The sequence below is a fragment of the Saccharothrix sp. CCNWYY140 genome, assembly GCF_037401995.1.
In the GTDB taxonomy this organism is placed as follows: domain Bacteria; phylum Actinomycetota; class Actinomycetes; order Mycobacteriales; family Pseudonocardiaceae; genus Actinosynnema.
Genome location: NZ_JBBEGC010000056.1, coordinates 1 through 16,966 on the forward strand (window position 1 = coordinate 1; position 16,966 = coordinate 16,966).

Genomic DNA, 16,966 nt, shown 5'->3' on the forward strand with positions numbered 1-16,966 from the left:
TCGGGCAGGCCATACGGTGGGGGAACCGAGGCCCTCCACTTGTAGGTAACACCTACCGCGCGCTCCGCGCGCGAAAGGCGCGCTCCGCGCGCCGAAAGCGGCATTGATGCGTGCATGTAGGAGCACGGCGGCTCAGTCCATGAGTGCGTCGGCGCGCGAAGTCCGCATATGCAGGACATTGCGACCCTCACGACGGCTAGTAACCAACCGCGCCGCGCGCAAGACGCCCACATGCTGCGACACCGCCCCCGCCGTCACCCCCAGCCGAGACGCCAGTTCCGCAGTCGACATCGGAGCCGACAACAAGCCCAACAACGCCGCCCGAGTCCGCCCAACCAGCGCCGCCAACTCGTCCCCGACCGCAACCGCCGGTTCATCCCACAACGTCCCCACCCCCCGCGCCGGATAGCGCACGACCCCCGCCCCAACCGGGTCGACCGCCGCCCAAGCCTTGGGCCAGCAGAACACGCTCGGCGACAACACGAGCCCCGCCTCGGACAGATCCACCCGGTGCGGCTGGTCGGCGCGCAGATCCGCGTACAGCACCAACTCCCCGCCCGCCCAGCTCACCTCCGGATGCAGGTCGCCGAACACCGCCTCCGCACCCCGGTCGGCCAGGACCGCAGCCCGGTGCGCGATGTCCGCCTCCAGGACCGCCGTGATCCGCTTCCAGAACGGCGCCACCAGCACCCGGTGGCACGTCCGCACGACCTCCGCCACCCGCGCCGGCACGCCGGTCAGCTCGGCCTCCAAGTCCGGCATCCGCACGTCCGGCACGGGCATCAGCACCGCAGGCTTCACCCGGCCCGCCATCAGGTCCAGCACCACGTCCAAGTCCGGGATGGCCGCCGCCCGCTCCCGCGCCCACGACACCCACGGCAGGTGCACGGCGTGCGCACCGGGCACGCGCAGCCCGTCCACCGCCATCACCGTCTCGAACACCGGCGAGTACGCGAACCGCACCCTGGCCAGGCCCACGCCCGCCAACGAGATCCGCACCGCCACCGGGCCAACCCTCCCTCGCGGCGGGGGACAGCCCTACCCCGGACCGGCCTGCCGACACCAGTGAGCGACACGCTACCTCCGAGCAGGCTCTACGGCATGACCAAGTCCTGGCACCGCCCCTCCCTGTGGGTCGCCGTCGCGATGGCCGTGCTGACCCTGATCCCCTTGGCCGGTCTGCTGTTCGACGACCGTGTGCTCAACGGCGAGCCGCTGTGGCTCAAGCCGTTGAAGTTCGGGATCTCCCTGACGATCTACTCGGCCACCCTGTCGTGGATGCTCTCCTTGCCGCACAAGGGCAAGCGGTGGACGTCCGGGCTGGCCACGTTCAGCTCGGTGATCATCTTCGCGGACGTGCTGCTGGTCGGCGTCCAGGCCGCGCGCGGCACGTTCAGCCACTTCAACTCGACCAAGGGCGACTGGATCAACCAGGTCGTGCAGTTCATGTTCGGGACGTCGATCCCGTTGATGTTCCTGGCGAACATCGTCCTGGCGATCTTCCTGTCCGTGCAGAAGCTCGGCGACCGCCCGACGACGTGGTCCATCCGCAGCGGCCTCTACCTCGCGATCCTGGGCATGGCCTCGGGCTACCTGATGATCTTCCAGGGCAAGAGCAAGAAGTCCGTCGTGACGGACGCGGCCGGCAACGACATCAAGCTGAGCGGCGGGCACGCGGTGGGTGTGCCGGACGGTGGTCCCGGTATGCCGGTGACCACGTGGAGCACTACCGGCGGCGACATGCGCATCCCGCACTTCTTCGGCATGCACGGCTTGCAGGTGCTGATCCTGCTGGGCCTGGGGCTGGCCGCGCTGGGTCTGGCCGAGCGCACCCGCCTGCGCCTGGTGCTGGTCGCGGCGCTCGGCTACGGCGGGGTGTTCGCGGCGTTGACCTGGCAGGCCCTGCGCGGTGAGCCCCTGGTGCACCCGGGACCCACCACGCTCGCCTCGCTGCTGGCCGTGCTCGTCGCCGTCGTCCTGGGCGTGGCGTGGGCGTTCAGGAAGACCGGAACGGCAGCTCCCGCGCCAGTCCGGCGACCGGTCCCACAACGATGATCGCGGGCGGGCGGATCGCGTGCTCGACGACGTCGGCGGCCAACGTGTCCAAAGTGGACCGCACGACGCGCTGGGACCGGGTGCTGCCCTCCTGCACGACCGCCACCGGGGTGTCACCGGGACGGCCGGCGCGCAACGCCTCGGCGAACGCGCCGGCCCGTTCCACGCCCATCAGGATCACGACCGTGCCGCGCAGCCTCGACAGCGCGTCCCAGTCGACCAGGGACCGCTCGTCGTCGGGGGCCACGTGCCCGGACACCACGACCACCTCGTGCGCCACGCCCCGGTGCGTCACCGGCACGTCGGCCAGCGCCGGCACACCGAACGCGCTGGTCACGCCGGGCACCACGGTCACCGGCAGGCCCGCCTCGGCGCACGCGATGAGCTCCTCGAAGCCGCGCCCGAACACGTACGGGTCGCCGCCCTTGAGCCGCACGACGAACTTCCCGGCCTTGGCGTTGTCCACCAGCGTGGTGTTGATGAACTCCTGCGATGCCGCCCGCCCGTACGGGATCTTGGCCGCGTCCACCACCTCGACGTGCTGGGGCAGCTCGTCCAGCAGCTCCTGCGGCGCCAGCCGGTCGGCCACGACGACGTCCGCGCGGGCCAGCAGCCGCCGGCCGCGCACGGTGATCAGGTCCGGGTCGCCGGGACCGCCGCCGACCAGCGCCACCCCGGCCAGCGGCTCGTGCTGGTCGTGCAGCGAGCCGTCGCGCAACGCCGAGAGCAGCCCGTCCCGCACGGCCGCCGACCGCCGGTGCTGCCCACCGGCGAGGACGCCGAGCAGCAGCCCGTCGTGCTCGCCGACCGCGGGGGTGACGGCGGTGCCCTGCACGGCCACGTCGGCGCGGACGCAGAACACGCGCTGCGCGGTGGCGTCGGCGGTGATCTGGGCGTTGACCTGCGGGTCGGATGTGCAGGCCAGCACGTACCAGGCGCCGTCGAGGTCGCCGGTGGCGTAGCGGCGGCGGTGCCACACCGCGTCCCCGGCGTCCACGATCCCCTGGACCGCGGGCGTCACCTCGGGCGAGACGACCTCGACCCGGGCCCCGGCGGCCACCAGGCGCGGCAGCCGCCGCTGGGCGACCGTGCCGCCACCCACGACGACGACCCGCTTGCCCGCGAGGTCGAGGCCCACAAGGTAGTGCTGTTCACCGTGCATGGGTAGAAGGATCCACGCCGGCCATGTCCTGTCCAACCGGGCGGGTCAGAGTGTGGGAAGCACTACTCGCCGGTCACCGGGTGTCGATCTCCGCGCCCACGGCCTTCGCGCTGGTGCAGGACGTCCCGATCATGCCCTGACCGGTCTGGATCGTTACCCACGGGCTTCGCGCGAAGGACCCGTTCTCGCAGGCCACGACCACGCGGAAGGTGCCCGTGCCGGAGCACCAGCCGTTGCCGGTGGACCCGTTGACCGAGGTGCCGCAGGAGTACAGACCGGGGTCGGCGTGGGCGGTGGTCGCCGAGCCGATGATCATCAGGGTGGCGAGGAGCAGTCGTCGCATGGCTCCGATCGGACCACGGGGTCCGTGCCCACGCCCGGCGAGTCACCCGGACGTGGGCACGGCACCGATCAGGAGTTGATCTGCTGGGTCAGCACGCTGTAGTACGCGGCGATGCGGGCGTAGACGCCCGGGTACCCGGCGAGCGCGCAGCCACGACCCCAGGAGGTCGCGCCGATGAGCTTGCCGCCGACGACCAACGGGCCGCCGGAGTCGCCCTGGCAGGTGTCCACGCCGCCCTGCGGGTAGCCCGCGCACACCATCGAGGTGTTGCTGTACTGGGAGTAGGCGGTCTTGCAGGTCGCGTCGGACGTGACCGGGACGGTGGCCTTGAGCAGGTAGCGCGACGCCGAGCCGCCGGAGGAGGTGGTGCCCCAGCCGAGGATGGTGGCGCTCGCCCCGGCCGCGTAGAGGGCCGTGTCGGAGGGGGTGGCGAGGGGGAGGTAGGCGGAGGAGATGGAGCGGTCCAGGGTCAGGACCGAGACGTCGTAACCCGACGTGGCGGAGCGGTAGTTCGGGTGGATCCAGATGCGCGTGACGTTCGCCACGATGCCGGCCGTGCTCTGCTTGTCCTCACGGCCCCAGACGACCTTGGTGCTCGACGGCGTCCGGCCGCTGGTGCAGTGCGCGGCGGTGACGACCTTCGTGGGCGACACCAGCGTGCCGCCGCAGAACTGCCCGCCACTGGAGGTGGCGAGGTACACGGTCCAGGGGTACTGGCTGATGGACGCCCTCGTGCCACCGACGATGTAGGGCTCGACGGTGTCCGCTTGCGCGGGTGCGACGGTGAGCAGCCCGACCGCGGCGATCGCAGCGGCGAGAGCGGTGATCAGGCGATGCAGGGTTTTCGCCATGCGCTCTGTCCTTCCGGCAGGGATTCGGTCGACGGCGGACTTCCAGCTAGGCGGAAAACGACCGGCCGGACAAGCGGCAAACCGGCTTCACACTTGACGAGCCCACCGACTGTCGTACCCCCGTGGGATCATGGAGACGGGGGCCGGAGGCCGCCCCGCCGCACCCGCACGCGTGGTCAACGCGCCCTGCGCACGTGGTCCGCGCCCTGCGCACGTCGGTGGTCAGCGCGCCGGGGCACCGCCGACTCCGGCGACCCGCACCACCTCGGCCCGCACCGGACCCTCGACCTGCGGACCGAAGTCACGTGCCACGTAGGCCACCGCCGCGCCCGCCTCGGCCCACTCCACAGCACCCTCCGAGACGACGCGGGTCCCAGGGCGCAGCAGGTGCCGGACCTGAGCCACGCACTCCTCGGACCCCACGACCACTGAAGCCCGCCGCAACTCCGCCTCCGCGCGCGGCGTGCGCTCGTCCGCGTCCCCCGGCCCCAAGCCCACCAACGCCAACCGGCCACGCGGCAGCACCCGGGCCGCCGCCACGGTCACCGCCGCGCCCTTGACCTTCTCCACGGCCATCTCGACCCGACCGCCGGCGGACAGTTCCATCGCGCCGCGCAACGCCGCCGCCTCGGCCACCGACGGGATGCCGATGGCCAGTTCCGCAGGGTTCGGCACCGGCACCACGGCCAGTTCCTCGCCGGGGTACACCAGCAGCGGGGCGACACCGGAGTGCCAGAAACCCCAGTCCTCCAAGGCGTCCGCGATGCCCTGCTCGGACTCCTTGCGGTCGACGGTGGCGAAGGCGCGCACGGCCCTCAGGTCCAGGCCGCGGGTCTCCAGCTCGCCCAGCACGGCCGACACCGCCTGCGCCGACACCCCGCTGCTCGACCCGATCCCGACCACCAGCGTGCGCGGCACCAACCGCACCACGTTGTCGCGCGGCCGGCCGGGCGGAATGCGGTCGTCCAGCAGGACCGTCCACGCCGACTCGTGGACACGGACGTCCGAGGTGACCAGGACGTTGTCCGGCAGCGCTGGCAGCGGAAAACCCAGCGGGTTGGCCAGGAGAACCTCTTCGCCGCCCCGCACCGCCTCGCCGCACGCCACCAGGTCACCCTCGACAGCCACGTCCAGCAGCTCGACCAGCTCGTCCAGCGGCGACACGTCGGTGGACGTGACGACCGGGGTGTTGTCCAGCAACTCGGCGATCTGCACGGCGAGCGCGTCGGCCCCGCCCAGCAGCGCCACGGTGAACCCGCCGTCCACGCACACTACACCGGGGTCGGAGCGCTCATCCCGCACCAGCGGCGCCACCAGGCGGACCGCGGCCTCGGTGCCCAGGAAGAACACCGCCGAACCCAGGCGCGGCCACAGCCGCCGCAGCGCCGGCCGCACCGGACCGTCCGGCACGACGGCGTCCGGCCCGAGCCGCTTGGCCAGCTCGACCGCCGCCCGCCGCGCCGGCTCGCCCGTCGCGAAGACCCCGATCACGACTTCCTCGTCCCCCACAGCACGGTCACCGGGTTCGCCGCGAGCAGCGTCCCGCCGGTCAGCCGCGCCGCGGACAGCTGGCTGCCCTCGACCTCGTACCCGGCCTGGGCCAGCGCGTCCCGCGCGGGCAGCACCCGGTCCAGGTCGGCGGTCGCCACGACGATCCGGCCCGCGCCGACCCGCGCGCTCTGCCGCACCACGTCCGCGCCGCCACCGCCGACGAACACCGCGTCCGGCCGGGGCAGGTCGCCGGCCTCGGCCAGCGACGCCTCCACGACCCGCACGTCCACGCCGTGCGCGGAGGCGTTGGCGATGATCCGCACGCACTGCACGGGGTCCCGCTCGACCGCGATGACGGCCGCGCCGAGCCGGGCGCACTCCACGCCGACCGCGCCGGGTCCCGCGCCGACGTCCCACACCAGCACGCCGGGGCGCGGGGCGAGGCGGGACAGGGCCAGCGCACGCACCTCGGCGGTGGCGACCATGCCTTCCCGGTGGGCGAAATCGTCGTCGGGCAGCGCCCAGCCGCCCTCACCTGTGGAGAAAGCGCTTTCCGCCAGGCACAGCACGAAATCCGGAGAACCCCAGCGCCGCACGACCGCGTCCGCAGGGTCCACAGTGGACAGTTCACTGCCGTCGGACACGGTCAGCGCCCGCCGCCACCCGGCCAACCCGGCGGCCAGTTCGGCGGGGTCGACGCCCGCGACGACGACGGCGGACCGGGCGCGGCACACGTTGAGCGCGTGCCGGAGGCCGACGGCCGCCGCGTCCACGACGGTCACCGAGTCCCACGACCGGCCGGTCGCGGTGAGGAAGGCGTGCAGCGCGGCGACGTCCATGTCAGTTGGCGCGCTTGGTCTTCTTGGAGGTGCGCGGCGCGGCGGGCTTGCGCGGGCGCGGGGTCGTGCTGGCCTGGACGGTCGTGGGCTTCTTCTTCGCCGCGGCGACCGCGGTGGTCTTGGGCTTGGGCGCCTCTTCGACCACCGGTTCTCCTTGCGCCTCAACGGGTTCGGGCACCAGGGCCAGCATCGGCACCGGCTCCGGGGCCGGTGCCGGCTCGACGGCCACCGGCTTCGGCTTCACCCGGGCCGCCCGCGCGGTCTCCTGCCAGTCGTGCACCATCGACCACGCCGTCGCGGACGGCGACTCGCGGCGCTTGCCCCACTTCGACGCCCGCGACCGCCGCACCGGCTCGTCGGCGGACCGCCGGGCCGGGGCCTTGAGCACGTCGCCGACGAGGAACAGCGTGGTGCGGTAGAGCTTGTGCTCCTTGACGCACGCCTCCAGCTCGCCCAGCGTGGTCCGCGCGACCGTCTCGTCGGGCAGGGACACCTTGTAGGCCACCACGACCGGCGTGTCGTCGGCGTAACCGCCCTCGCGCAACTGCTCCACGATCCGGGCCGTGCGCGCGCCGGACGCCGAGATCGCCAGGGTCGTGCCGTGCGCGGCGAAGTCCTTGAGGTGCTCGGCGCCCTCCGGCCCGGCCAGCACCAGCGACTGCGCCACGTCGGAGGCGGTCAGCTCGCGCCCCACCGCCGCGCCCGCCGCCGACACGGCCGACACACCGGGCACGACCTCGATGTCCAGCCCGAGCTTCTGGCACGTCTCGTGCTGCTCGCGCAGGCCTCCCCACAGCGCCGGGTCGCCCGCGTGCAGCCGCACCACCTTGAGCTTGCTCGCCGACGCGCGCCGGTAGACGTCGACCACCTCGGCCTCGGACACGCGGGAGAAGTCGACCAGCTCGGCGTCGGGGCGGGCGTGCTCGCGCACGCACTCGGCCTCCACGACGCTCGGGGCCCACACCACCACGTCCGCCTCGGCTATGCGCTTGGCGCCCCGGAGGGTGATGAGATCGGCGGCGCCGGGACCGGCGCCCACGAAGGAGACCCGACCAGTCATCACAACTGCTCCCCACGACGTGTTCGGCTTGGTGGGCAACGACCGTACCGCGCCCGGACGATCCACTATCGAGTGGCCTCGAACCGGAGCTGCCCGGTCTCGCAACCCCGCACAAAACGGGTTATGGCGTCCGGCGCGGACGCCGGGTGGGTGTGCAGATAGGACGCATGGACCCCGCCCACGACGAACCCCTCGGCCACCGGCTTGAGGTCGTGACCCCGCCACTGCCAGGCCGGTTTCGCCCCGGCGGGCACGCTCATCGTCGTCCGGTGGAACTCGTGCCCGGTGATCCGCGTGCCCGCCCGCGCGAGCACGGAGTCGTGCGGCGCCACGGCGTCCCGGTAGCCCAGGGTGAGCCGGGGCGTCATCGAGCCGTCCGCGTCGAGCACACCGCACATCGGCACGCCGCCCAGCGACCGCGCCAGGTACAGCAACCCGCCGCACTCCGCGTGCACGGGCGCACCCGACCGCGCCAGCGCCGCGACCGCCGACCGCAGTCCGGCGTTGGCCGACAGCTCGGCCGCGTGCTGCTCGGGGAACCCGCCGGGCAGCACGAGCCCCGCCGTGCCCTCGGGCAGGTCCTCGTCCCGCAGCGGGTCCACGACCACGACGTCCGCGCCCGCCGCCCGCAACAGCTCGACGTGCTCGGCGTAGCCGAAGGTGAACGCCGCACCGCCCGCGACCGCGACGACGGGCGCACCCGCCACCGCCGCCACCTCCTCGGCCGGGTCCCACGCGGGCACCGCCATCGACGGCACCCCGGCCGCGAGCCGCCGCACCGCCTCCAGGTCGACGTGCGCCGCGACCGCGTCGGCCACGGCGTCCACGGCCTCGACCGCGGCGGCCCCGTGCTCGGCGGCGGTGACCAGGCCCAGGTGCCGGGACGGCAGCGCGAACCGGTCGTCGCGCGGCAGCACGCCCAGCACCTCCAGCCCGACCTCGGCGCACGCGCCGCGCAGCACCTGCTCGTGCCGCGCGGACCCGACCTGGTTGAGCACCACGCCACCCAGCCGCACGGTCGGGTCGTACCCCCGGAACCCGTGCAGCAGGGCGGCCAGGCTGCGGCTCTGGCCGCGCGCGTCCACCACGAACAGCACGGGCGCGGACAGCAGCTTGGCGACGTGCGCGGTGGACCCGATGCCCTCGGTGTCCACCCGCCCGTCGAACAACCCCATCACGCCCTCGACCACTGCGATGTCGCAGCCGCGCGAGCCGTGCGCGAACAGCGCCGCCACGCGGTGCTCACCGACCATGACCGGGTCGAGGTTGCGCCCGGGACGGCCGGTGGCCAGCCCGTGGTAGCCGGGGTCGATGTAGTCCGGCCCGACCTTGAAGGGGGCCACCCGGTCCCCCGCGCGGCGCAGCGCCGCCATCAGGCCGGTGGCCACGGTGGTCTTGCCGCTGCCCGACGCGGGCGCGGCGACCACCAGGCGGTTCACCACTCGATCCCCTTCTGGCCCTTCTGCCCCGCGTCCATCGGGTGCTTGACCTTGGTCATCTCCACCACCAGGTCGGCGGCGTCGACCAAGGCCTGCGGCGCGTACCGGCCGGTGATCACGACGTGCTGGTGGCCGGGCCGCTCGCGCAGCGCGGTGACCACCTCGTCCACGTCGATCCAGCCCCAGTGCAGCGGGTAGGTGAACTCGTCGAGCACGTACAGGCCGTGCTGCTCGGTGGCCAGTCGGCGGGCGATCTCCTGCCAGCCCTCGCGCGCGGCGGCGGCGTGGTCGTCCTCGGTGCCCTGCTTGCGGGACCACGACCAGCCCTCGCCCATCTTGTGCCACTCCACCGGTCCGCCCTCGCCGGTCTGCTCGTGCAGCCGACCCAGCGCGCGGAAGGCGTTCTCCTCGCCGACCTTCCACTTGGCCGACTTCACGAACTGGAAGACGCCGATCGACCAGCCCTGGTTCCACCCGCGCAGCGCGAGCCCGAAGGCGGCGGTGGACTTGCCCTTCATCTCCCCCGTGTGGAGGACCAGCAGCGGGCGGTTGCGGCGCTGTCGGGTGGTGAGCCCGTCGGTGGGCACGACGGACGGCTGTCCCTGGGGCATTGCAGGCTCCTCTACGCGGCGCGTGCGGCGCGCACGACGCCGGCGACCTGGTCGGCGGACAGTTCTTCGAGGCGCAGGCACATCGCGTCCAGCGCTTCGGCGACGCGGCCGGCGAGGCCGAGCCGGATGTGGCCGGACTCGCAGTCCACCACCACGGACGCCACCTCGTCGGCAGCCAGCAGGCCCGCCGCGCGCAGGGCGTCGCGCATGGGGTCGCCGCCGGTGCTCGTGGCGGTGGCACGGCCGTCGGTGAGCAGGACCAGCAGCGGACGGCGGCGCGGGTCGCGGACCCGTTCGGTCTGGAGCACCTTGCGAGCCTTCAGGAGTCCGTCCGCGAGCGGGGTGCGCCCGCCGGTGCGCAACTGGCGCAACCGGGTGGCGGCGGCGTCCACGGAGTTCGTCGGTGGCAGTGCGGTCTCGGCTTGGTTGCCGCGGAAGGTGATCACGCCGACCTTGTCCCGCCGCTGGTAGGCGTCGCGCAGCAGGGAGATCACCGCGCCGCTGACCGCCGACATCCGCTGCCGGGCGGCCATCGAGCCGGACGCGTCGACCACGAACAGGACGAGGTTGCCCTCCTTGCCCTCGCGGACCGACAGCCGCAGGTCGGTGCCGCGCAGCACCAGGCCGGGACCGCTGCGCCCGCGCACGGACTGGTGGGGCGCCGCCGCGCCCAGCGTGCCGACCAGGTGCAACCCGCTGCCGTCCACAGTGGACGAACGGACGACCCGGCCGGTGCGCGCCCGCGCCCGCGACCTCTTGCCCGGCGCGCCTTCACCCACGCCCGGCACCTGGAGCAGCCGCGTGCGGAACGACGGCGCCGGCGCGTGCGTGCGCTCGGCCCCCGCACCACCGCCGGCGGAAGGCTGCTCGGACGACGAGCTCGCGTCCTCCGGGAGATCGGGGGTCTCGCCCGGCAACCCGCCGTCCGGACCGTCCGGATCGGGTTCGGGTTCCTGGGCGTGCTCGGCGCCCTGCTTCATGGCGTCTTCGAGCTGCTGTTCCTCCAGGCCCGGCTCGTCGAACGGGTCGCGGCGCTTGCGGTGCGGCAAAGCCAGCCGGACAGCGGCCTCGACATCGGCCTCCGCGACCTCGTCCGCACCCCGCCAGGCAGCGTGGGCGACGGCGGTGCGCGCGACCACCAGGTCCGCCCGCATCCCGTCCACCTCGAAGGCCGCGCACACCGCCGCGATCCGACGCAGCTCCGCGTCGGGCAGCACGACCGCGGCGAGCCGGTCCCGTGCGGTGACGATCCGGGCGGCCAGCTCGGCGTCCTGCCCGGCCCACCGCGCGGCGAACGCCTCGGGGTCGGCCTCGTAGGCGAGGCGGCGGCGGATGACCTCGGTGCGCGTGGCCACGTCCCGCGCGGCCTTGACGGAGACGGTCAGGCCGAAGCGGTCCAGCAGCTGGGGGCGGAGTTCGCCCTCCTCGGGGTTCATCGTGCCGACCAGCAGGAACGAGGCCGCGTGCGACACCGAGACACCTTCGCGCTCGACGTGCGCCCGGCCCATCGCGGCGGCGTCGAGCAGCAGGTCCACCAGGTGGTCGTGCAGGAGGTTGACCTCGTCCACGTAGAGCACGCCCCGGTGCGCGGCGGCGAGCAGACCCGGCTGGTAGGCGCGGACGCCCTCGGTCAACGCGCGCTCCAGGTCGAGGGACCCGATCAACCGGTCCTCGGTGGCACCCACCGGCAACTCGACCAACCGCGCCGGCCGCCGCTCGACGGCAACCGCCGAGCCACCCGGCTCCACGGCAACGGCCGAGCCGCCCGCACGGCCGGAATTGTCGGTGGCGCGTGAGACGATCGAGACGGGGGCCGGAGGCCGCCCGTGCGGCCCGTCGGGGCACTCGGTGTCCACCGCCGGGTCGCAGGCGAAGCGGCAGCCCGGCACCACGTCCAGCTCCGGCAGCAGCGCCGCGAGCGCCCGGACCACGGTCGACTTCGCGGTCCCCTTCTCACCCCGCACCAGCACACCGCCGATCCCGGGGTGCACGGCGTTCAACAGCAGGGCCAAGCGGAGGTCGTCGTGTCCGACGACGGCGGAAAAGGGGAAACGCGCGCCCATGCGGCGGTGTCCTTCCTCGGGTGTCCACGCCCGTGTCCGGTCGAGAGGTTCCGGGGGCCGAGTTCCTGACTCCCGGATTCACCCTCCGGTCACAGTGGCGGGACCGTGCCGGATTCGCACCGGCTTCCTCGCGCACCCCTACAGCGCAGGCATCGTCGCATCCCGGCCGGCACCGACCAAGTCCGCGGCCCGCGCGGCCCACGCGAGGACGATCACACCGGCGGCGCCGCGAACCGGGTTCACCGGCCTGACCTGCGAGATCGGCACGCGGTCCCGAAGCGGTGGACCACCGCGCCCTTGCCGACACCCGCCGGTGACCGCTACCCCACGACGGACGCCTCCAGAGGAGCCAAGATGCGCGCAGTGCGGTTCTCCGAGTTCGGTCCGCCCGACGTCCTCCGGGTGGTGGAGGTGCCCGACCCGGTCCCCGGCCCCGGCGAGGAGCTGCTGCGGGTCACCGCGATCGGGGTGAACTACGGCGAGACGATCATCCGCTCGGGCAAGGCCCTCAAGCTGTTCCCCTGGTTCCCGGCGGCCGAACCCACAGGGCAGCTCGGCAACGAGGTCGTCGGCGTCACCGCGGACGGCCGCCGGCTCGTCGGTGTCCCGAGCGGCGACGGGTACGCCGAGCTGGCCGCCGTGAAGGACGGTGTCGAGGTGCCCGAGCACATCGGCGACCACGAGGCCCTGGCCCTGTTCCTCCAGGGCACCACGGCGGTCCACGCCGTCGAACGCGCCCGTGTCACACCAGGCGACCGCGTGCTGGTGGAGGCCGCCGCGGGCGGGGTCGGCGGCCTGCTGGTCCAGCTCTGCGCCCGCGCCGGGGCCACGGTGGTCGCCGCCGCGAGCAGCGCCGAGAAGCTCGCGCACGCCCGTGCGCTGGGTGCGCACGAGACCGTCGACTACAGCGCCGAGGACTGGGCGGCCGGCGAGCTGGACGTGGTCTTTTCGTCGGTCGGCGGGACCACCGCCCGGCGGTCCTTCGACCAGCTGCGCAACGGCGTGGGGCGGCTGGTCGTGTTCGGGTTCGCGAGCGGCGAGCCACTGGACGTCACCCCGGCGGACGTCTTCGCCTGGGGCGTCTCGGTGATCGGCCTGTGGAACCCGCTCACGCCCGACACCCTGCGCGAGGTGTTCGCGCTGGACCTCCGGACGACCCTCGGTCCCGCCCTACCGCTGGCCGACGCCGCCCGCGCCCACGAGGCCCTGGAGTCCCGCACGACCACCGGGAAGCTCGTCCTCGTCCCCTAGCTCGACCGGCACGCTCAGCGGCGCGCGGAACGACAGCAACCCCAGCATCGGCGGCGGCTCGGCGGAGGCCAGGCGCAGCCGCGGGAACCGGTCGAAGGTCTCCCGCAGCACCACCTCCGCCTCCAGCCGGGCCAGGCCCGCGCCGAGGCAGAAGTGCCGGCCGAACCCGAACGCGAGGTGCTTGCGCGCGTTGGGCCGCGCCGGGCACAGCCGTTCCGGCTCGTCGAACACCTCCGGGTCGGACCCGGTGCCCGCGAGCATCAGCAGCAACTGCGCCCGCGCGGGCACCTCCACGCCGGAGATCGTCACGTCCCGCGCCGCGACCCGCCGCCACGTGTTGACCGGCGGGTCGCGGCGCAGCACCTCCTCGACGCACCGCTCCGCCATGCCGGGTTCACCCAGCCGGGACCACAGGTCGCGGTGCCGCAGCACGGCGTCGAACACCGCGCACAGCAGCTGGGTGGTGGTCTCCTGACCCGCGATCAGCAGGAAGTAGCACAGGCCGGCGGCGTCCCGGACCGGCACGCCCTCCCGGCGCAGGGCGGCGAACAGGTCGTCCCCGCCGGGGTCGGCGGCCTTGATCCGCGCGGTCAGCCACTGGTGGAACTCGGCGGCGGGGCCGGCCAGCTCGTGCTGGCGCTCGACGGTCACGTCACCCCAGAACAGCTCCAGCGACGCCGTGCTCCACGCCTTGAGCTTGTCGACGTCCACGTCCCGGATGCCCATGACCTCCAGCAGCACAACCGCCGGCAGGTCGCGGGCCAGCGCGGGGTGCAGGTCGACCGTCCCGGACAACCCGCGAGGTCGCGTCGGTAGGCCGCGCCTGGTTTCGTGGCGATCACGCCTTTCGATCGACGCGAAACCAGGCGCGGCCTGCCGACTTTCCGGCGACCGAGCCGCCGTCTGCGGAGCAGCGGCAATCAAGCACTGCAAACGTTCGCGCGCCAGCTCGGCGATGCGCGGACGCATGGCGGCAACCCGCGCGGGGGTCAAAAAGGCCGCCACCAACCGGCGCAACCCCGTGTGGGTGTCGGTGCCGTTGTTGGCCAGGGTGGGCGGCAGTGAGAAGCCCGCGCGGGCCAGCGTGCGCAGCACCGGAGACGGGATGGGCGTCACGGCGGTCAGGGCGTTGTCCGGGTGGAAGGTCTTCGGGTCCGCCAGCACCGCCTTGACGTCGGCGTACCGGCTGACCAGCCACAACCCGGTCCGCTCGTCGCGGTGGACCGGCGCGTCCACGCGCAGCGACCGCAGGTCGTCCCGCCCGAGCTGGAAGAGGTCCACGCGGGGACCGTAGCCGCCGGATGCGACACTGCCGGCGTGAGTGTCAGCACAGGGGTGTCCGCGCCGGAGTCGGTGTTCGACTGGATCGACACGCGGGCACAGGCCCGTGCCAAAGCGGGCCTGGCCCGCCGGGTCCGGCCGCGACCGGCCGACTCGTCCGACCTCGACCTCGCGTCCAACGACTACCTGGGCCTGGCCCGGGACAAGCGGGTCGCGGGCGCGGCGGCGGCGGCCTCGCTGCGCTGGGGCGCGGGCTCGACCGGGTCCCGCCTGGTGACCGGCTCGACCGAGCTGCACACCGAGCTGGAGTACGAGCTGGCCAACTTCTGCGGCGCCCAGGCCGCGCTGGTGTTCTCCTCCGGCTACGCGGCCAACCTGGGCGTGCTCACCGCCCTGTCCGGCCCCGGCACGGCCATCGTCGCCGACCAGCACATCCACGCCTCGCTGATCGACGGGACCCGGCTGTCCAAGGCCGACGTCGTCGTCGCCGGCCACTGCGACGTGCCGAAGGTCGCCCACGCCCTGGCCACCCGCGGCAAGCGGCGCGCCCTGGTGGTGACCGACTCGGTCTTCTCCGTGGACGGCGACCTGGCCCCGCTCGCCGAACTCGCCGCCACCTGCCGCGAGCACGGGTCGGCGCTGGTCGTGGACGACGCCCACGGCCTGGGCGTGGTCGGCGAGGGCGGGCGCGGCGCGGTCCACGCGGCCGGCCTGGCGAAAGCACCCGATGTGGTGACGACGGTGACGCTGTCCAAGTCCCTGGGCGCGATGGGCGGCGCGGTCCTCGGCCCGAGCCGGGTGATCAAGCACCTGGTCGACACCGCGCGCACGTTCATCTTCGACACCGGCCTGGCCCCCAGCAGCACCGCCGCCGCGCTGGCCGCGCTGAAGGTGCTGCGCGAGGAGCCGGACCGCCCGACGCGGGCGTTGAACGTGGCGCAGGACCTGGCGTTCCGCTTGAAGGACAAAGGTTTCCGGGTCAGCGACCCGACCGCGGCCGTGGTGTCGGTGCAGGCGCCCTCGCCCGAGGCCGCGGTGGCCTGGGCCGAGGGGTGCCGCGCGCAGGGCGTCCTGGTCGGCTGCTTCCGGCCGCCGTCGGTGCCCGACCAGGTCTCGCGCCTGCGCCTGACCGCGCGCGCCGACCTCACCGAGGCCGACGTCGAGCGCGCGGTGCGGGTGATCAGCGAGACCGGCGCATCGGCAGGTGCGGTATCCCGTCCTCGATGAACTCCGCGCCCTCGGGCCGGAAGCCGAACGAGGCGTAGAAGTCGGCGACGTAGGTCTGGGCGTCCAGCACGCACTCGGTGCGCCCGACCTCCACCAGCGCGGCCTCCACCAGCCGGCGGCTGAACCCGCGCCCGCGGGCGGCGCGGGCCGTGCAGACCCGGCCGATGCGGTAGGTGCCGTCGGGTTCCTCCAGCAGCCTCAGGTAGGCCTGGGTCGTGCCGTCGCTCTCCAGCCAGAAGTGCCGGGTGGTGGGTTCGAGGTCACGGCCGTCGAGGTCGGCGTAGACGCAGTTCTGCTCGACCACGAAGACCTCGTTGCGCAGCTTGAGCAGCTGGTAGACCTCCGCCGCGGTCAGGTCGGCGGACCACTTGCGGCGCAGCGTGGCCGGGAAGGGTTGCGAACGCACCTCGGATTGGTACCACAGTCTCAGATGCGGTCGAGGTACCGGCTCACCCGGGTGTAGGCGCCGGGCAGCCCGGCCCGCGCGCAGCCCTTGCCGTAGGACACGATCCCGACCAGCGCGCCGCGCACGGTCAGCGGTCCGCCGGAGTCGCCCTCGCAGGCGTCCTTGCCGCCGTCCGGGTAGCCCGCGCACAGCATCGTGTCGGGCCGGAAGCCCTCCAGCGCCCGCCCGCACGCCTGGTCGTCCAACACCGGCAGGTCCGCTTCGCGCAGCGTGGGGCTGGGCGGTGCGAGCTCGGCCGTGCGCCCCCAGCCGAAGACGGTCGCCACGTCCCCAGGTCCGGCCTCGCCCAGCGGCACCGGCCGGTACGGCAGCGCCTCGGCCAGGGTCAGCGTGGCGATGTCGTCGCCCTGGGCGGCGCTCCGGAAGTCCGGGTGCCGCCACACGACCGAGACCCGCGTCTCCCGGCCTTCGTCGCCGTCGAGGTCCCGCCGCCCGGCGACCACCCAGATGTCGGTGGCCCGCCGCTCGTGGGTGCCGAACGCCGTCCGTTCCACGGTGCAGTGCGCGGCGGTCAGCACCTTGTCCGGCGCGATCAGCGCGCCACCGCAGTAGAAGTTGCCGTTCGCGTCGTAGAGCGCCACCACCCAGGGCTGGTCGGTGGCCTCGCGCCCACCCACGACGGCGGCGGCCGGCGTGGCGGCGAGGACGAGCACGGCGAGGACCAGGGCGCTGATGCGCATGGAGCACCCCTCTACGACAGGTGGCCGAGTGGGCACTGACAGTAGCGGTGCCGCACAGGCGGTATCAAATCCGGAAAATCTGTTGTTAGGATGCCGTGAGACCGAAGATTTCACGGCGAGTGAGGCAGATCACGCGCATCTATCCGG

16 protein-coding genes and 1 riboswitch are annotated in these 16,966 nt (G+C 73.6%); of the genes, 3 read left to right on the forward strand and 13 right to left on the reverse strand.

All coding sequences use genetic code 11. From position 1 onward, the window contains the following. Nucleotides 1-132: 132 nt before the first annotated feature. Nucleotides 133-1,005 carry an ArsR/SmtB family transcription factor gene (locus WBN91_RS23170; RefSeq protein ID WP_337726193.1) on the reverse strand — a complete coding sequence of 291 codons (873 nt, stop codon included), beginning with the start codon at nt 1,003-1,005 and terminating at the stop codon, nt 133-135. Nucleotides 1,006-1,101: 96 nt separating this feature from the next. On the opposite strand from WBN91_RS23170, the gene WBN91_RS23175 reads away from it, so the two are divergent. Beyond that, nucleotides 1,102-2,055 carry a hypothetical protein gene (locus WBN91_RS23175; RefSeq protein ID WP_337726194.1) on the forward strand — a complete coding sequence of 318 codons (954 nt, stop codon included), beginning with the start codon at nt 1,102-1,104 and terminating at the stop codon, nt 2,053-2,055. Here WBN91_RS23175 and cobA read toward each other — a convergent pair. The 9 genes from cobA to WBN91_RS23220 form a co-directional block, all read right to left on the reverse strand. After that, a complete protein-coding gene (gene cobA, locus WBN91_RS23180; RefSeq protein WP_337726195.1) occupies nt 1,997-3,217 on the reverse strand; it encodes a uroporphyrinogen-III C-methyltransferase in 1,221 nt (406 codons plus the stop codon). The two genes, WBN91_RS23175 and cobA, sit on opposite strands and share 59 nt — an antisense overlap. Before the next feature lie 73 nt (nt 3,218-3,290). Further along, nucleotides 3,291-3,560 (reverse strand): hypothetical protein, encoded by a 270-nt coding sequence (locus WBN91_RS23185; RefSeq protein ID WP_337726196.1) that lies wholly within the window; start codon nt 3,558-3,560, stop codon nt 3,291-3,293. Nucleotides 3,561-3,628: 68 nt separating this feature from the next. Beyond that, entirely contained in the window at nt 3,629-4,411 is a 783-nt protein-coding gene (locus WBN91_RS23190) for a S1 family peptidase (RefSeq protein WP_337726197.1), read from the reverse strand. Nucleotides 4,412-4,633: 222 nt separating this feature from the next. Then, the gene (locus WBN91_RS23195; protein WP_337726198.1) at nt 4,634-5,902 is read right to left on the reverse strand and encodes a cobalamin biosynthesis protein; all 1,269 of its coding nucleotides are present in this window, start codon (nt 5,900-5,902) and stop codon (nt 4,634-4,636) included. Next, a complete protein-coding gene (locus WBN91_RS23200) occupies nt 5,899-6,741 on the reverse strand; it encodes a bifunctional cobalt-precorrin-7 (C(5))-methyltransferase/cobalt-precorrin-6B (C(15))-methyltransferase (protein ID WP_337726200.1) in 843 nt (280 codons plus the stop codon). Before WBN91_RS23200 ends, WBN91_RS23195 begins: the two co-directional genes overlap by 4 nt. A gap of 1 nt (nt 6,742) precedes the next feature. Then, on the reverse strand, nt 6,743-7,801 hold the full coding sequence (locus WBN91_RS23205) for a cobalt-precorrin-4/precorrin-4 C(11)-methyltransferase (RefSeq protein ID WP_337726201.1): 1,059 nt from the start codon (nt 7,799-7,801) through the stop codon (nt 6,743-6,745). 65 nt (nt 7,802-7,866) lie between these two features. Further along, complete coding sequence (locus WBN91_RS23210; RefSeq protein WP_337726202.1) at nt 7,867-9,240, reverse strand: cobyrinate a,c-diamide synthase; 1,374 nt, start codon at nt 9,238-9,240, stop codon at nt 7,867-7,869. Beyond that, nucleotides 9,237-9,851, reverse strand: coding sequence for a cob(I)yrinic acid a,c-diamide adenosyltransferase (gene cobO, locus WBN91_RS23215; RefSeq protein WP_337726203.1), 615 nt, complete (start codon nt 9,849-9,851; stop codon nt 9,237-9,239). The genes WBN91_RS23210 and cobO overlap by 4 nt, the downstream gene beginning before the upstream one ends. Before the next feature lie 11 nt (nt 9,852-9,862). Further along, nucleotides 9,863-11,914 (reverse strand): putative cobaltochelatase, encoded by a 2,052-nt coding sequence (locus WBN91_RS23220; protein WP_337726204.1) that lies wholly within the window; start codon nt 11,912-11,914, stop codon nt 9,863-9,865. A 38-nt stretch (nt 11,915-11,952) separates the two neighbouring features. Beyond that, a riboswitch (cobalamin riboswitch) is annotated at nt 11,953-12,069 on the reverse strand. Nucleotides 12,070-12,268: 199 nt separating this feature from the next. Here WBN91_RS23220 and WBN91_RS23225 point away from each other — a divergent pair. Then, nucleotides 12,269-13,165 (forward strand): quinone oxidoreductase family protein, encoded by an 897-nt coding sequence (locus WBN91_RS23225; RefSeq protein ID WP_337726205.1) that lies wholly within the window; start codon nt 12,269-12,271, stop codon nt 13,163-13,165. Here the strand turns inward: WBN91_RS23225 and WBN91_RS23230 are convergent. Further along, entirely contained in the window at nt 13,085-14,446 is a 1,362-nt protein-coding gene (locus WBN91_RS23230; protein WP_337726206.1) for a cytochrome P450, read from the reverse strand. The genes WBN91_RS23225 and WBN91_RS23230 overlap by 81 nt on opposite strands. 36 nt (nt 14,447-14,482) lie before the next feature. Here WBN91_RS23230 and WBN91_RS23235 point away from each other — a divergent pair, with 36 nt between their 5' ends. After that, nucleotides 14,483-15,673: an 8-amino-7-oxononanoate synthase gene (locus WBN91_RS23235; protein WP_337726207.1), complete on the forward strand. Its 1,191-nt coding sequence runs from the start codon at nt 14,483-14,485 to the stop codon at nt 15,671-15,673. On the opposite strand, the gene WBN91_RS23240 is transcribed toward WBN91_RS23235, so the two are convergent. Beyond that, nucleotides 15,627-16,079, reverse strand: coding sequence for a GNAT family N-acetyltransferase (locus WBN91_RS23240; RefSeq protein ID WP_337726208.1), 453 nt, complete (start codon nt 16,077-16,079; stop codon nt 15,627-15,629). The genes WBN91_RS23235 and WBN91_RS23240 overlap by 47 nt on opposite strands. 20 nt (nt 16,080-16,099) lie before the next feature. Then, nucleotides 16,100-16,819, reverse strand: coding sequence for a S1 family peptidase (locus tag WBN91_RS23245; protein WP_337726209.1), 720 nt, complete (start codon nt 16,817-16,819; stop codon nt 16,100-16,102). Between the last annotated feature and the right edge of the window lie 147 nt (nt 16,820-16,966).

Coding starts and splice junctions, on each gene's coding strand:
- WBN91_RS23175 (WP_337726194.1), top strand. CDS start 1,102: ATGACCAAGTCCTGGCACCGCCCCTCCCTGTGGGTCGCCGTCGCGATG.
- cobA (WP_337726195.1), bottom strand. CDS start 3,217: ATGCACGGTGAACAGCACTACCTTGTGGGCCTCGACCTCGCGGGCAAG.
- WBN91_RS23185 (WP_337726196.1), bottom strand. CDS start 3,560: ATGCGACGACTGCTCCTCGCCACCCTGATGATCATCGGCTCGGCGACC.
- WBN91_RS23190 (WP_337726197.1), bottom strand. CDS start 4,411: ATGGCGAAAACCCTGCATCGCCTGATCACCGCTCTCGCCGCTGCGATC.
- WBN91_RS23200 (WP_337726200.1), bottom strand. CDS start 6,741: ATGGACGTCGCCGCGCTGCACGCCTTCCTCACCGCGACCGGCCGGTCG.
- WBN91_RS23205 (WP_337726201.1), bottom strand. CDS start 7,801: ATGACTGGTCGGGTCTCCTTCGTGGGCGCCGGTCCCGGCGCCGCCGAT.
- cobO (WP_337726203.1), bottom strand. CDS start 9,851: ATGCCCCAGGGACAGCCGTCCGTCGTGCCCACCGACGGGCTCACCACC.
- WBN91_RS23220 (WP_337726204.1), bottom strand. CDS start 11,914: ATGGGCGCGCGTTTCCCCTTTTCCGCCGTCGTCGGACACGACGACCTC.
- WBN91_RS23225 (WP_337726205.1), top strand. CDS start 12,269: ATGCGCGCAGTGCGGTTCTCCGAGTTCGGTCCGCCCGACGTCCTCCGG.
- WBN91_RS23245 (WP_337726209.1), bottom strand. CDS start 16,819: ATGCGCATCAGCGCCCTGGTCCTCGCCGTGCTCGTCCTCGCCGCCACG.